General features: G+C 37.7%; 13 protein-coding genes and 1 pseudogene. 1 reads left to right on the top strand and 13 read right to left on the bottom strand.

The genetic code is table 11. The features are described 5' to 3' along the window. Nucleotides 1-16: 16 nt before the first annotated feature. A complete protein-coding gene (locus C7B62_RS26760; protein ID WP_255413971.1) occupies nucleotides 17-139 on the bottom strand; it encodes a hypothetical protein in 123 nt (40 codons plus the stop codon). Here C7B62_RS26760 and C7B62_RS01630 point away from each other — a divergent pair. Next, nucleotides 138-2132, top strand: a complete 1995-nt coding sequence (locus C7B62_RS01630) for a DUF3769 domain-containing protein (protein ID WP_233219760.1) — start codon at nucleotides 138-140, stop codon at nucleotides 2130-2132. The genes C7B62_RS26760 and C7B62_RS01630 overlap by 2 nt on opposite strands. A gap of 69 nt (nucleotides 2133-2201) precedes the next feature. Here the strand turns inward: C7B62_RS01630 and C7B62_RS01625 are convergent. From C7B62_RS01625 to C7B62_RS01575, 12 genes and pseudogenes are all read right to left on the bottom strand, one after another. Continuing rightward, nucleotides 2202-2462, bottom strand: a pseudogene (locus C7B62_RS01625) (tetratricopeptide repeat protein); the annotation flags it as partial. A 186-nt stretch (nucleotides 2463-2648) separates the two neighbouring features. Continuing rightward, entirely contained in the window at nucleotides 2649-2798 is a 150-nt protein-coding gene (locus tag C7B62_RS25555; RefSeq protein ID WP_158260611.1) for a hypothetical protein, read from the bottom strand. 2 nt (nucleotides 2799-2800) lie between these two features. After that, nucleotides 2801-3325 carry an HAD family hydrolase gene (locus tag C7B62_RS01620; protein WP_106232859.1) on the bottom strand — a complete coding sequence of 175 codons (525 nt, stop codon included), beginning with the start codon at nucleotides 3323-3325 and terminating at the stop codon, nucleotides 2801-2803. A 177-nt stretch (nucleotides 3326-3502) separates the two neighbouring features. After that, nucleotides 3503-4348: a 3-deoxy-8-phosphooctulonate synthase gene (kdsA, locus tag C7B62_RS01615; protein ID WP_106232858.1), complete on the bottom strand. Its 846-nt coding sequence runs from the start codon at nucleotides 4346-4348 to the stop codon at nucleotides 3503-3505. Continuing rightward, the gene (gene kdsB / locus C7B62_RS01610; RefSeq protein WP_106232857.1) at nucleotides 4318-5082 is read right to left on the bottom strand and encodes a 3-deoxy-manno-octulosonate cytidylyltransferase; all 765 of its coding nucleotides are present in this window, start codon (nucleotides 5080-5082) and stop codon (nucleotides 4318-4320) included. Before kdsB ends, kdsA begins: the two co-directional genes overlap by 31 nt. After that, on the bottom strand, nucleotides 5079-6074 hold the full coding sequence (locus C7B62_RS01605) for an SIS domain-containing protein (protein WP_106232856.1): 996 nt from the start codon (nucleotides 6072-6074) through the stop codon (nucleotides 5079-5081). The genes kdsB and C7B62_RS01605 overlap by 4 nt, the downstream gene beginning before the upstream one ends. A gap of 64 nt (nucleotides 6075-6138) precedes the next feature. Next, nucleotides 6139-6966, bottom strand: a complete 828-nt coding sequence (locus C7B62_RS01600) for an acyltransferase (RefSeq protein WP_106232855.1) — start codon at nucleotides 6964-6966, stop codon at nucleotides 6139-6141. A gap of 25 nt (nucleotides 6967-6991) precedes the next feature. Then, nucleotides 6992-7216: a hypothetical protein gene (locus C7B62_RS01595; RefSeq protein ID WP_106232854.1), complete on the bottom strand. Its 225-nt coding sequence runs from the start codon at nucleotides 7214-7216 to the stop codon at nucleotides 6992-6994. A gap of 40 nt (nucleotides 7217-7256) precedes the next feature. After that, the gene (locus C7B62_RS01590) at nucleotides 7257-8372 is read right to left on the bottom strand and encodes a hypothetical protein (protein WP_106232853.1); all 1116 of its coding nucleotides are present in this window, start codon (nucleotides 8370-8372) and stop codon (nucleotides 7257-7259) included. 62 nt (nucleotides 8373-8434) lie between these two features. Beyond that, complete coding sequence (locus C7B62_RS01585; RefSeq protein WP_106232852.1) at nucleotides 8435-9619, bottom strand: glycosyltransferase; 1185 nt, start codon at nucleotides 9617-9619, stop codon at nucleotides 8435-8437. A 4-nt stretch (nucleotides 9620-9623) separates the two neighbouring features. Continuing rightward, nucleotides 9624-10910, bottom strand: coding sequence for a tetratricopeptide repeat protein (locus C7B62_RS01580; protein WP_106232851.1), 1287 nt, complete (start codon nucleotides 10908-10910; stop codon nucleotides 9624-9626). 349 nt (nucleotides 10911-11259) lie between these two features. Then, a complete protein-coding gene (locus C7B62_RS01575; protein WP_106232850.1) occupies nucleotides 11260-14883 on the bottom strand; it encodes a tetratricopeptide repeat protein in 3624 nt (1207 codons plus the stop codon). Nucleotides 14884-14908 lie beyond the last annotated feature (25 nt).

The following is a 14908-nucleotide window of genomic DNA, read 5'->3' as shown; positions in this document are numbered from 1 at the left end:
TTAGTTTGTTGCGCTGTTACATTAGCATAACCTTATGGGTGTGTTTGCTACAGTCCTCTTTATCGGCGGCGGAGTTGCCCAAAGTGGCAAAAGCTGCTGATTTACCGCATAAATTGCGACCAACCCAGAGTAGTTTCATGATTGCGCCCAAATCTGCTTACTATTCTCAATATTTAATTACCCAATCCAGAAGCGATCGCCAAAAGCTGATCATCCCTACTGACAAAGATGCTCCATCTGGAGCTGCAATCGAACAGGTAGAGGTAATTGAGGTAATTGCCGATCGCCAAGAATACGATCAGTTAAAAGGAATAGTAACGGCTCAAGGGAATGTGGTGATGCGCTTTGCGCAATCTGTCCTGACCAGCGATCGCCTGGAGATTAATTTAAACGATCGCCTGGCAATGGCGCAAGACAATGTAGTCCTCAAGCGAGGGCAACAAGTTTTGCGAGGGCAGAAATTTGAATATAATTTGGTGGCGGATCGAGGGACTGTTTTTGCTGCGGGAGGAGAAATTTATCAGCCTACTTTGAGTCAAGATACGAACTTGAACCAGCGGTTAAGATCAGGTAATGTTGCAGAACCAACCTTGAGCGAGCGCTTAATTAATAGTCAACCATTAACGAACGTTACTGCTACAGAAGGAATTGAGCTTAATCTGGGCAGCCAAGGAATCGACCTTTTGGGAGATAATGATAATACTACTGGTGGTTCAACCATTAAACGATTGAGGTTTGAGGCAGATAAATTAGACTTTGAGGGTAATAATTGGACAGCGGCTAATCTTCGCCTGACTAACGATCCTTTTTCCCCTCCTGAATTAGAGTTAAGAGCCAAAACAGCTACTTTTCAACAGTCAGAGTCTACTGATGGCAAGCTGGCCACGACTGAGTCTAAATTAGTGATTGATGATCGTTTAAAAATTCCGCTTTTAGTTAGCGCATTTGCCTTTAATAGTCGTGCTTTTAGACCAGAACTGTTTAATTTTGCCTTTGATGGAGATGAGCGGGGTGGATTATATCTAGAGCGTACCTGGAAGCTGTTTGATGGTCAGCAGTTTAGCTGGAGCATTACCCCGCAATATTTTTTACAGCGAGCATTATTACCTTCGGCGTTTGGCTTTAGTGATGAAGATCAAGGAGGACTAATCGATCCCTCTGTGTTTGGTGTAACTACCGCTATTCAAGGCGATTTTAGTCCGAGAACAACCTTGAAGGGTGATCTTTCCTTAGCTGGGATCGAGCTAGACAATTATGAAGACAATTTAAGAAGCAAGGTTGAGCTACAGCATCGACTCGGCAATCTCAACAATCCCTATCAACTAGCCCTAGAATACAACTATCGCGATCGCCTATTTAATGGCTCATTAGGTTTTGAAACTGTGCAAGAGAGTATTGGCGGGGTAATCACTTCGCCTCAAATAACTTTAGGCAAAACTGGTGTTAATTTAAATGTCCAAGGATCGATCAAAAACATTGATAGCGATACCGATCGAGCAGATTTACTAGCAGCAGACCGAAGCAACGATCGCATTAATTTAACTCGATACCAAGGAGCCGCATTTCTCGATAAGAATTTCTCTTTGTGGACTGGTAAAGCGTTACCCAGCACTAAAGAGCAGGGATTACGCTATACTCCTGTTCCCATAGTTCCCTATCTAAATCTATTTACACAGGTTTCGGGAGTCGGCAGTTTCTACAGCAACAATGATTCTCAGCTATCTTTGGAAGGAAAGATTGGGATCGAAGGACAAGTCGGTCATTTTTCCCGCAACTGGCTCGATTATACGGGTTTTCAATTCAGCTATTCCCAAAATCTTCGTGGTGATGAATCGCCGTTTCGCTTTGATCGTTTAGTAGATCGGCAAATTTTATCCCTTAACCTAACTCAGCAGATTTATGGTCCAATTCGAGTCGGGTATCAAACATCAATTGATTTACGCGATCGCGATGTAATTAGTAGTGACTATATTCTGGAGTATAGTCGCCGTACTCATAATATTATCTTGCGTTATAATCCTGTCTTAGAAATTGGTTCTTTTAGCTTGCAGATCAGTGATTTTAATTGGCAAGGAAATCCACGGCCTTTTGAAAATGAAGGAATTACTCCCGTGATCCAGGGAGTTGATTAAACTGAGAGAAAAAAGGTGGCTGAATTTCACTTGCTATGAAGCAGCCAGACCTTTTTCTTAATAACTAATTTAGACTAATTGTGGTTCGCGCTCGTTAACATGGATATGAACCTGGGTTTTTTCTTTAATCACTACACTTATCTGAGAAAAGATCTTATTCATTTGTTGGGGATTTAATTCAATCGCTTGTTGATAGGAAGCAAAAGCTTCATCAATATCACCTTTTTGCAGTTGAATATTACCCAATATGTAATGAGAATTAGGATTGTCGGGATTTAGTTCAATCGCTTGTTTATAAGATTTTATTGCTTCATCTAATTTATTTTGTTTAGCTAATAACTTTTATGCTTAATTAACCTGAGTTCGTTCGGGATTAGCTCAAATCCTTATTTTGAAGGTAATTAAAAAATACTATTTTCCGTTCTTCTTTCATAGTAGAGTTGCATCCAAACTATCTCAAAAGCTATTAGCTTACAGCTATCTCCACCAATTAATCTGCTTAACCCGAACTCTGGTTTAATTAGGAACAGTCGATTTTTGTTGGATTAATAAATGTACAGGGAATCTATGAATCTGATATTCTTGATTAAAAGCTGAAGATTGATTTAAATATTTGCCAATCAGTTTATTTTGGCAGTTAGCATATACGATGCAAATTTTTTTCATGATTAATTTACTCTGATATCTGGAGAATTAACTTTAGTTTGATTTAGCAAAAGATTACAAACTTCTCTGACAGCACCTTGACCACCTAATTGTTCTGTAACGTAGATAGCGATCGCTTTATTTTCAGGAATTGCATCGGCTACGGTGAGAGGAACACCAACTGATTTAAGCACAGGTAAATCATTGAGATCGTCACCCATATAGGCTACTTGAGATAAGGATAAATTCAGTTTTTGACACAGATTTTGCAAGACAATCATTTTATCGGCTACACCAATAAAACAATTGGTAATACCTAATTTTTGCGCCCGATGGTTTGTGGCAGGAGAGTCATTCGCACTGATAATAGCCACTTCTATTCCCGCTTGCATAATTAACTTAATTCCTTTGCCATCTTTGACATTAAATTTTTTACAGACTTCTCCTTTTTCTGTATAGTAAAGTCCGCCATCAGTTAGTACGCCATCCACGTCCAAAACCAATAGTTTAACTTGAGCAAAACTTGATCTTAATTTAGTTTCTATCATAGTCAATTTATACTAAATTCTTTTTGTAGCATATAGATTTAGTCTGATTGTATTTACCAATTCGATTAATCTTAAACAATTAATAGACAAGTGTTAATGTTTTGTTAAAAATTCGGTTAATTTAATTAGAGGAAAGGAAAAACTTGGATTTAACCAATCCTCTTTAAATTTACTATCTTAGACCAAGACTGGTAGAGAAAGATCGGCTTCAAGGCTATTACGAACGTTTAAGATCGATTTCAAGACACTTTCTAACTGCGCCAAATAAATCATATTAGGGCCATCACTCAAACCCCGATCGGGATCTTCATGAATTTCCATAAACAATGCATCCATGCCAATGGCAGCAGCAGCACGAGCTAGGTAAGGCACAAATTCTCGCTGTCCTCCTGATTTATTCCCCTGTCCTCCAGGCATTTGCACACTATGGGTAGCGTCAAATACGACAGGATAGCCTAAAGCACGCATCTGAGGTAGAGAGCGAAAATCGACAACTAGAGTGTTATAGCCAAAACTAGTACCGCGTTCGGTTAACAAGATCCGATTATTGCCACAGGATTCTAGTTTAGTCACCACATTTTGCATGTCCCACGGCGCTAAAAACTGACCTTTTTTGACATTAATAGTTTTACCTGTCGCAGCAGCAGCCACCAAAAGATCGGTTTGTCGACACAAGAAGGCAGGAATTTGCAGCACATCGACAACTTCAGCAGCGATCGCCGCTTGTTCGGGAAGATGAATATCAGTCACTAGGGGTACACCGATTTCGTCTTTCACCCTTTGCAGAACTTTCAAACCCTCTTCAATCGGATAGCCACGAAAGGAATTGATCGAGGTGCGATTTGCTTTGTCAAAGGAAGATTTAAAGACAAAATTAATCTTTAAGCGATCGCATACTTTTTTAATCTCTCTTGCCATCTTCAGGGTGAATTCTTCAGATTCGATTACGCAAGGTCCACCAAATAAGGTTAAAGGACAATGATCACCAACGGCTAAGCTATCTGTGATTTGAGTTCTGACCATAATGTATTTGTCTCCAAAATTAGTTTTTGAGCTTTAATTAAATCTTCAGCAGTGTTGACTTCCACTACGGCTTTAGCCGTTTGACAGACTCGAATAGTGTAGCCATGTTCTAAAACTCTCAGTTGTTCTAAACCTTCACACTGTTCAATCGGCGTAGCGGAAAGCTGCGTATATGTTGCCAGAAAATCTTGACGAAAGGCATATAGCCCTAGGTGATGATAAACTGGCACTTTGACGGGATTGCGATAATAAGGAATCGGCGATCGCGAGAAGTAAAGAGCCTGTTGTTTTTGGCCACACACAACCTTGACCGAGTTAGGATCATGATATGCTGTATCCTGGTCTAAAGGACAAGCTAGGGTAGTCATTTCTGGCAATTCTCCTTCTAGATATGGTGTGACCAATTCTCTTAACATCTCAGGAGTTACAAAAGGTTGATCTCCTTGGACATTTACCACCACCGCAAATTCAGGATATCTGGTGGCTACTTCGGCTACACGATCTGTACCTGTAGTATGTTGAGAACTGGTTAGTTCAACTTCGCCACCAAAAGCCTCGACGCGATCGGCTACCAGTTGACTATCAGTCGCCACTACAACTTTAGTAAATACTCGAGAGCTTACTGCTGCTTCATATACCCACTGCACCATCGGTTTATCACCAATCAATGCTAAAACTTTGCCCGCTAGTCTTTGAGAATTATAACGGGCGGGAATCACTGCTAGAATTTTCATGACAAACCACTCCTCACGATATCGTGTAGACGAATTAGACCAATGCTTTTTTGTTCGCGATCGACAACAGGTAAAACCGAAATTTGTGACTCGCGTTTTTCCATCAGCTGCAAAGCAGCATAGGCTAAAGTTTCAGGCGCAACCACCGTCGGATTGATGGTCATCATGTCTTTAGCCGTCAAACAATCCAATTCAGTTGATTGAATTTTCATGATCCAGCGACGTAAATCACCATCTGTAATAATCCCCAGTAACACCCCCTCTAGGTTAACTATATTGACCGCACCAAATCCTCCTTGAGTTAAAGCACAGACTACTTCAGTCCATTTTGCTTCGGGAGTTAGTTTAGGATAGTCAATGCCATGCATTAAATCTGCTACCCTTAAGGTAAGGCGTTTCCCTAGCCTTCCCGCAGGATGATTAAAGGCAAAAGCTTCTGGAGTTAAACCTTTGATCTGCATCAGGGTCATTGCCAAGGCGTCACCAATCGCCAAAGCAACGGTAGTGCTAGTAGTTGGGGCTAAATTAAGGGGACAAGCTTCGCGATCGACAGAAGCATCTAAAACCGTATCGGCAAGCAGAGCCAAGGTTGACTTAGTATTACCTAAAATGCCAATAATTGGCACTGAGCGCAGTTTTAAATGAGGAATCATGGTTAGCAATTCATCAGTCTCACCACTATTGCTCAACATGATCACAACATCTTCTTTCGTGACGATCCCAAAATCACCGTGAAGCGCATCGCAAGGATGCAAATAGATAGCTAATGTTCCAATGCTGGTAAGAGTAGCGGCAATTTTTTTTGCCACAATCCCCGATTTGCCTACCCCAGTCATGATTACTTTTCCCAGGCAATTCTTTAATAGCTCAATACTTTGAGCTGCCTGTTCTCGATCTAACTGTTCAGAAGTTCTATTAATAGCAGAAGCTTCAATTTTAAGCAATTGATAGATATGAGACGCAGGAGAAGTTTGAATTGGTTCTGTATACATTTTAAGTAGAGTATCTAAATAATACTTAGTGAGGAATCAAGCGAACAATCTTAGCCTTCAGCAGTTAAAAATGTTTAACTGGCAGCAACTTCTCTAATCTCATTAGTTCATCTTTGCGTTCACTTTCTACTTTGGTTCTATGCCAAGAAACATTTTGTTTGATAACTTTTGCTGGCGAACCAATAGCTAGAGAAAAGCGAGGTATCTCGCTCGCAACTAATGATCTAGCCCCTATAATCGATCCTGATTTTATTTTTGCTCCTTTGAGTATTAGTGATTCTTGAGCAATCCAAACATGAGATTCCACCAACACGTCAGCAGCATTGTTAATAACTTCATGGGAATCTAGATCGAATATATCGTGCATATCTGAACACCTAATCCAGGTATTGGCTGCAACCATACAATCGTCATCTATAAAAATTCCTTTGGAATCATTAGTTACACAAGTGACTCCACTAGAGGTTGAATCTTTACCCCAATAAACACAAGAATTTGGTGAATGCATCCAAACTGTAAACCAATTTTTGTGACGACTGTTTTCATTGAGAATTACCATGCCTTGTGAGTCATAAAACCTAATATCACCAACTCCAATTTTGCTTTTGTTGGCAGCAAAAAAGACATTATTAGAACCATGAAATTCAAGAGCAGTTTTTTTCAAAAAAGGATTATAGTTTTTGCCGATAATAATATAATTTACGGCTTCGCTTGATTGAGGAAGCTTATTTATCGATAAATTATTGGGTAGTTGTTGCTCATAAGTAGAATTTTTTTTAACACAGATTATTTCATAGGTATCTAATTGGGATAAGAAAGTATTTCTGTCTGATTTAGAAAAATTGCTTTCAATTAAATTGAATATTTCTAGACTTAGCTGATGATAATTCATAAGATATTGTTCCTAAACAATTTTTCTAGTAAGATTTGGCTGGCATTGAAGCAATTTTTTTTAAATTATAGTCAAATTGAGTAATAATTTGTTGATAATTTGAGCTGTCTATTGTATTAGTTAAAAATTCTCCACAAAATACTCCTAAATAATCAATAACATAAACAATTGAACTATTTTCGTCTAAAATCTTTCTAACTTGAGATTTTAGTTGAACGGTAAAATATTTCTCAATTTTTTTAGTCGACAATTCAGCTCAAATCAGTAAATAAAATCTAAAAGAGGTTATCCTACTGTTTATATAATTGACAAATTATATCTGTATCAACAAAATTAAAGCCCCAAAAGCTACGTAATGAAGTTCTAATTCTGTTTGGTTTTTTAGGTATTTTTACCTCTGTAATTGGACTAGTTGCTACTAAAGGTGCAAGAATTTTACGCCAAAAGTCTGCTGAAAAAATTACATCGTCAATAGTAAAGAAAGAGCCTAATTGAAATTCACCTTCGTTAAAGTCATCTGTAAAGCGAAACGGATATTTTGCCAAATGATGACCTTCTTTCCCTAAATATCTAGCTTCAATTGAGGTACTCGAACTAATACTATATACTGCCTCGATATTTTCGTGAGACATTAAATAGTAAAAGTTATCTGTAACCGTCATACAGTTATTAAATAGACGAGAAATTGAGATGGCTTCAAAGGGATCGGCACTGTAGGGATGAGATTTAATAATTAAAGTATCATATGAATTAGAAATTTCACTAAACTTATCGAGGAAATTACTAACCTTGTGAAATTTACCTTCATTAATTAAAACTTTATCATCTGTAGTTTGCCCTGCAAAGAGTGCAGCCTTGCCTGAAATATCTAATCGCTTTAAACGATTCATTGATGCCATGACAATTCCAGCTTGAATTAAAATAGATTCTTCGGGAATCAAATAATTATGTAATAGCTGAGAGATTTCACGATTGTTACTTCTAATCCCAAAAATAAGGTCATCGAGAAAGCGAATCGGATGAATGATAATATCTATAAAAGGAATATGTAAATGATCCAGAGCAGATTTTAACAATTCTGGTAACTCAAAGGCAATAACAATTGAGTTTCTAAAGCTTAACCAAACCTGCTGCAAAAATTCTTCACTAAAATCATTATGATAAAAAAGTTTAGGCCATCCTTCCATAGAGATATCTTCACCAATCATGCGATAGCCTGAGCTAACCAAAGATATATCTTGTTTAGAAAATAATTCTGTTTCTACAGGTAAAGAAGTCGCTAGCTGTAAAGGATTTTTAAGAGCGTGATATAACCATTTGATATTTCCATCTTGAGTAGGTCTTTGGTGATAACTAACTCGAAAAATATCTCCTGTGAATTTTATTTGTCTGTAGTTAGTTTGCATAAATTTAAATCGTTACAACTAAAGATAGAACACAAATAAATGATGATGATGTCTGTAGACAATTAGCAGTAACTAATTAAATCGATCAGCGGTTGATAGCAACTTTCAGGTGAAAACTGTTGCTCGATAGTATTTTTACCCTGTTGAATTAATTTGGCTGCAAGATTTGGCTGTTTGACTAATTTAATTAAACCTTCAATAAATTCCAGACGATTATGAGCAACAATCATGCCATTTTCATCTTGATTGTTTATCCCAACACTACCTTCTTGGGATGAGATGAGCGGTTTAGCATAAGCTAGTGCTTCTAAGGTTTTGATTTTTAATCCTCCGCCCACAAAAACAGGGTTGATCATGCAGTCTACTAACGAATAGATTTCTGCTTGAGTTAAATTGTCTGACATGTTGATGATGGATTCATCAGCATCACAAAGATCTTGAAATCTATCTCCAACCTTGCCAAAAATATATAGATTAAGATTTAGTTGCTTAACTATTGGCCAGACCTGCTGTAAAAACCAATCTAAACCACTGCGATTAGCTTCGTTATCAGCACCGATAAAGCCAATATTTTTGATTTCAGTTGATTTTTGATATTGAGCGTCATATGTTACTGAATGAGGACATAGTAGCAGCACTTTTTGAGGCAGCATTTTACGGAGAATTTCATATTCGTGATTTTGAATTGCTATGACTGCATCAAAATGATTCAGAATAAACTGTTCCTGTTGATAGGAAACTGACATAGAAATTGCGTTGAGCATTTTATGCTGATAAAAACGATACTCTCGAAAACACATAACGTCGTGAGTGTCGATTAATTTTAAGCAATTGCTGGGTATAGCATCCTGTAAATAAGCAAGATATATATACTCAATTAGCACTACATTTGGTTGAGCCACAGCAAGATACTGAGCAAATGTTGTGTAAAAAGCATCATGTCTTCTTTTTTTTAATCCCTGCACGTTAGCAAAAGAAGATAATTTGGGTAAGCCAGCTTCTTCTGGATTGAGATGTTGATCGAAGTCTTTATAGCTAACTACCATGTTTTCTAATCCAACTTCTTTGATCTGAATCCTTCTTTGTAAACCAATAGTTCCAAAGTAAAATATTTTCAAAGAACAATGATTTTTTAGTTCCTTTACTATTGCCAAGATCCGCTGGTGGCTACCCATTTTACCTTCCCAAAAAGCAGCATCCGTTGCCAAGACGACTTTTTTTTGCTTCACAACTTTTTTTAAGTTCATCTTACTAATTTGTGCCTGAATAACTAGGAATCAAACTAACTCTTTCAACCAACAATCCAATCGATCTGGAATCAGATTTTTGGGGAACTACAGTTTCATCTATGATTAAATCAATAGCTAGAAAAGATTGGATTTTTTCTTGAGGAATTATAATTTCTCCTCTGATAACTGCGGGAAAAAAACCATTTTTCCTTTGAATTACAGATGTTTCTAAGATCTCATCGTTAATATTAATTTTTAATGTTTGTAAGAGATTAGGCTTTGATTCGGCTCGAATAATCATTTCGAACTGATATTTTCCAGTTATTGGGTAAGGTAGAACTATTGATGAAACTGTTCCTGGTCCACTCCAGCGTCCATGTTCTTCAGCATCATACCAACCAGAACCAACAATGCGTTCTTTTAGTTCGCATTTAATCAATATTGCTTTATTTAACCCAATAATTTTTTCTAATTCAACATTCTGTTTCGCCTGTGGATCTACAGTATCGCCAGAAGAATTAAGTACCTTTGTTTTTAAATAGTGAATATCAGTTTTTATTTCTGCTAAACATTGCACTAAGGCATCAACATCCATTTCTTTTTTTCCCTCATTAATATGACATAATAACTGATTTAAAAGGATTGAATATTTTTCGACAATAGCGGAGTCAGTTAATTTACGTCTTAATTCACTAATGGTTAGATCTACACAATGTTCAATATCTTGAGGAGTTTCTCTAGCTGGAGAACTTAATAGCTGTTGTTTCTCCTCTGGGGTATAGCTATATTTTTGTGTTTGATTAAAAGCATAACTGCTTTGATAAATCTTTTGTTCTAGCTGTTGGTTAATGATTTTAGATTGAGGAAAATACTGAGTGGCAGTCTTTTTAACGTCGATCGCATGGTCATAAAGCTTGACTTGAATTAACAAATCAATTAACTTGGCGTAAACCCATTCTGGCTGATTTGAATCTAAATCAATTGACTTTTGATAAGAGGCGATCGCTTTGTCTAAATGATTTATTTTATGAAAAAAGATACCAGATGCTCTGGCAATTTCTGCTGAATTAGTATAGATTCGGTTGGCTTTTATAGTTAAAGTATGAGCCGTATCATAATTACCTATTTGGGCTGATACTGTAATCGCATTAGCATAAATCCACTCTGACTGTAATTCATTTAGCTCGATCGACTGTAAATAGAGATTAAGCGCATCTCCTAACTGATTCTGCTTATGCTTAGTGACTGCTTGAGTATGTAGCTCTTCAATTTGATTCTCAATATTTTGGCTTTGTGTTTTGGTAGTCATCGAAATAAATTATGGTACACAAGTGAATGAATCAACAGTGGATTTTGGCGAGAACTATTTCTGAAAAAATTTATTTTAGCTATTGCTAAAAATAGGTTATGTATTTTTTTAAGTTAACAATTTTGCTTAATTATCTTAAATCAATACATATTATTTACTAGTTAATTTCTACATAAAAATAGCACTATTCAAATATAAAAAACATTAGTGTAATTACGGATAAATCATTATTTTCTTTTAAGTATAACTGTCAATTGTTAGCATTTGCTCATGAAAAAATAATTAAATATATTTAATAGTTTTAACGGATAAATAAAACATAGTTGGCTAATTTATCCGCTGATACTTTTTAGGTTGGAGAAAATTTCAATAATTGCCTTAACTTTTCCTTAATTAGATTAGGAGTATAAGAAGCGATCGCTTGATGAGAATTGCTAGAGATTAAATTCCAAAGAGACTTATCTGTATAAAGACGGAGAATTTGTTGAGCAAAGTTAAAAGAATTATCTGCTTCTAAAACATGTTGTTCGGGAACGAGATTCATCCCTTCTGTGCCAATTTGAGTAGAAACTATGGGCAAACTGTATTCCAAACTTTGACCGATTTTACCCTTCATCCCTGCGCCATATCTGAGGGGAGAGACAGACAGTTTATGACTCAAAAAATAAGGACTAACATCATCAATATAGCCAGGGACAATAATGAGATCGCTTGCTAAAGCCAAAACTTCAGCGCTAGGGTTATTACCCAGCAACGTTACTTTAATCTCAGGGTTAATTTTCCATACCAGAGGCATGATTTCTTGGCAAAGCCATAGCACCGCATCCACATTAGGCAAATGATTGTAGCTACCGATAAATAAAATTCCTTCACGTCGATCAAAATCGGCAAGATCGCCATCATAGGCAAGATGAATATTCGGGATTACGGCAACTTCATCGACACCTTGCATTTCCAGGATCTTTTGTTCTGTGGCTGTTACCGTAATTGTTAGATCTGCCAAATGAGCCATTTTTAATTCTTGTCCTTGCATTTCAACCCATTGTTCTTTAGTGCAGTGGGTGGGATTAATTTCCCAGGCTCTTTTTAGTCGTAAATAATGGAGATCGATCGTATCGTAAATCAGCTTTATTGAGGATTTCTGGCGAATGAGCGCAGCATATTTTTGATTCAGTTCAGGACGACAGATCCAGGCTAGGTCGATTAAATTCAGGCGAGACTCAATTTGCTCTTGAATTCCCTTACCGTAGCCTGATTGAGTATATAAAACCTCAATCTGTAGGTTCTGTAAAATAGAAGTATAAGGTTCTTCCTTAAATCCGTTATCCGCAGCGAAGATAACATGATAGTTTAACTCCTTCAAGATTTTCAACAGTTCAAATAACCTGCGCGAACCAGATTCGCGATCATAGCTAGGCATATAGCTATCAATCACCAAGATAGTCTGGTAGCCAAGATGCTTTCTGGCAGCTAGAGCAACATGATCTGTTTCCGTACTCGATAAATAATGATCCTGGCTTAAATTAGCTTGCCACTTCTGTTTAAACTTGATGGCATTAACTGCCTGATGTTTTTTAGTGCCGCTAGTAATTGAAGTTCCCGAAGTAATTCCCTCATAGTGAATTACTTCAGACTTCGGTTGATACATCACCTTCATACCTAACTGATGGCGAATTGCAAAACACAGATCGGTATCTTCATAATAAGCAGGAGCAAACTTGGTTTCAAAACCTGTCAAGCGCTCAAAAACCTCTTTTTTAACCATTAAACTTGCTCCTGAACAATAGTCTACAGGGCGCAGATAATTATATTCAGGGGCATAAGAATTGTCCTGTCTGCCATAGTTCCAGGCTGAAGCATCTTGCCAGACAATTCCTCCCGCTTCTTGAAGAATTCCTTGAGGATAAATCAACTTAGAACCTACCGCCCCAACTGAATCGTTTTCCGCCAAAACTTGAACCAAACTGGCAATACAGTTCGCCCTAATTTGCGTATCGTTGTTGAGAAAATAAAGATATTTACCTTTGGCGATCGCTGCCCCCTGGTTACAGGAACAAATAAAGCCTTGATTGGCTGGTTGATTGATTAAATTAACCCCCTTCAGGGATGAGATGATTGACTCAGTTTGATCCGTCGAACAGTCGTTAACCACAATAATTTCGACAGGAATAGATCGATCAAAGTTGGAAGCGATCGCCTTGAGACATCTAAGAGTGTAATCTAACTGATTATAAACAGGAATAATAATCGATACTTCTGGAGTTTTGCTGTGAGGTAAAAATTGCTGTAACTCAGCAGCGAAGGCAACACAGTCGATTGGGTCGGGAACAATGGGGGTAATTGCTTTAGATAAAGCAAAACTTCCCTGATATTGCTGAATTCTGCTCAAAACATCGATATTTTTGGGCTGTACCTGAAGTGCCATTTGATAGGTAACTAGAGCCTGATCTGGTTTATCCGACTCTGCCAAAATATCTCCTAACTTAAGATATAAAGCTACGTTGCGATTATCGATCGCCAAAGCTTGATGATAAACATCAGGATTATGGGGATCTTGTTGGATAGCTAGGAGAAAATAATCTAAGGCTTGCTGACGATCTTGCTCACTACGACGATAAAGAGCCTCCCCTAACTTTTGCTGTACTTGGGGCAAATCCGCTTGAAGTTCAACTGCCTGTTGGTATGCAGCAATTGCTTTGCCCCATTGACCTAACTTGCTATAGGCTTCAGCCAAATTATAATACGACCAGGGAAAATCAGGATTAAGTTTGATTGCCTGTCGATATGCAGGAATCGCTTCTGACCATCTAGCTAACTGAATCAAAGCATAGCCAAGATTATTGTATGACCAAGAAACTTTAGTTTTCAAAGCGATCGCCTGACTATAAGCCTTAACCGCATCTGACCATTGTTTTTGCTGGCTTAGTACTTCTCCTAGTTCATGATGGGCTTGGACATGCTGAGGATCATATTGAACTGTTTTTTGATAGCATAAGACAGCCCGTGACCACTGCTGTATCCCTTGATAAATATTACCCAAGGCAAAATATAGTTGAGGATGCTGTTGCTGTTTTAAACCTAATAGATAGCAGGAAATTGCCGCTTTTAGCTGACCTGATTGGATTAATAACTCGCTCAAAGCCAGATAAGCCTCAATTAACTGAGGCTGTTGCTTAATTGCTCGACGATAGCAGGCAATAGCCGACTCGTGCTGACCTTGACTGGCAAAACGTTTACCCTGTAATAATTCATGAGACTGCGGTGAGTCACCAGAAGCTTTTTTAACAGGGATCGCACTCAAGTCTGAAGCTGGTGGAGAATTTAGCGATCGCAGATCGACTGCTTGAATATTATTAGTACCGTTGGTCAACTTTAAAATAAGACGACAATATTTAGCTGCCTCCGACCATAATCCTAAGCATTCACAGAGCTTGAGAATTTCCTTATAGGTTTCGACCCGTTGAGGTTTAAGTTTAGCTGCTGTCAAATATTGTTCTAGAGCAGCTTTAAACTCTCCCTGCTGTTGTAAATTCCGCCCTTGTTTTAAATAATTATCTATTAAATCAACTTGGGGTGAGATTTGGTCATTTTGAGAAATATGTTGCTTTGATAACAATCTGGCTCTAGCCAAATGCTTCTTGACCGCAGTTAAATTGGGGTCGATCTTGAGAGCCTGTTGATAATAGTTGATCCCTAGCTGATAATTTTGTTGACAAACGTAGAGAGTTCCCAAGTTGGCATAAACTTCCACAAAATTAGGCTGAAGCTTAATCGCTTCTTCATAATAGCCAATCGCTTCTTTTGCTTGATCAGTTCGTTGCAGAGCGTCTCCCATCAGCTTATGAGCCAGAGAGGAATGTTGATTTAAAACAAGAGCTTGAGCGCAGGCTTGAATAGTTTTCTGCCATTGCTTAGACTGCCAGTATTGTTGTGCTTGTTCTAAACAAGCTTGAGCCTCGTCTACTTGGAGCATTTTCAAATCGGGTGAGAAGAAATTA

Origin of the sequence: Pleurocapsa sp. CCALA 161 (genome assembly GCF_003003995.1) — a bacterium.
Lineage (GTDB): Bacteria > Cyanobacteriota > Cyanobacteriia > Cyanobacteriales > Xenococcaceae > Waterburya.
The sequence above is the reverse complement of the archived record's forward strand: the minus strand, read 5'-3'. Positions and strand labels throughout refer to the sequence as shown.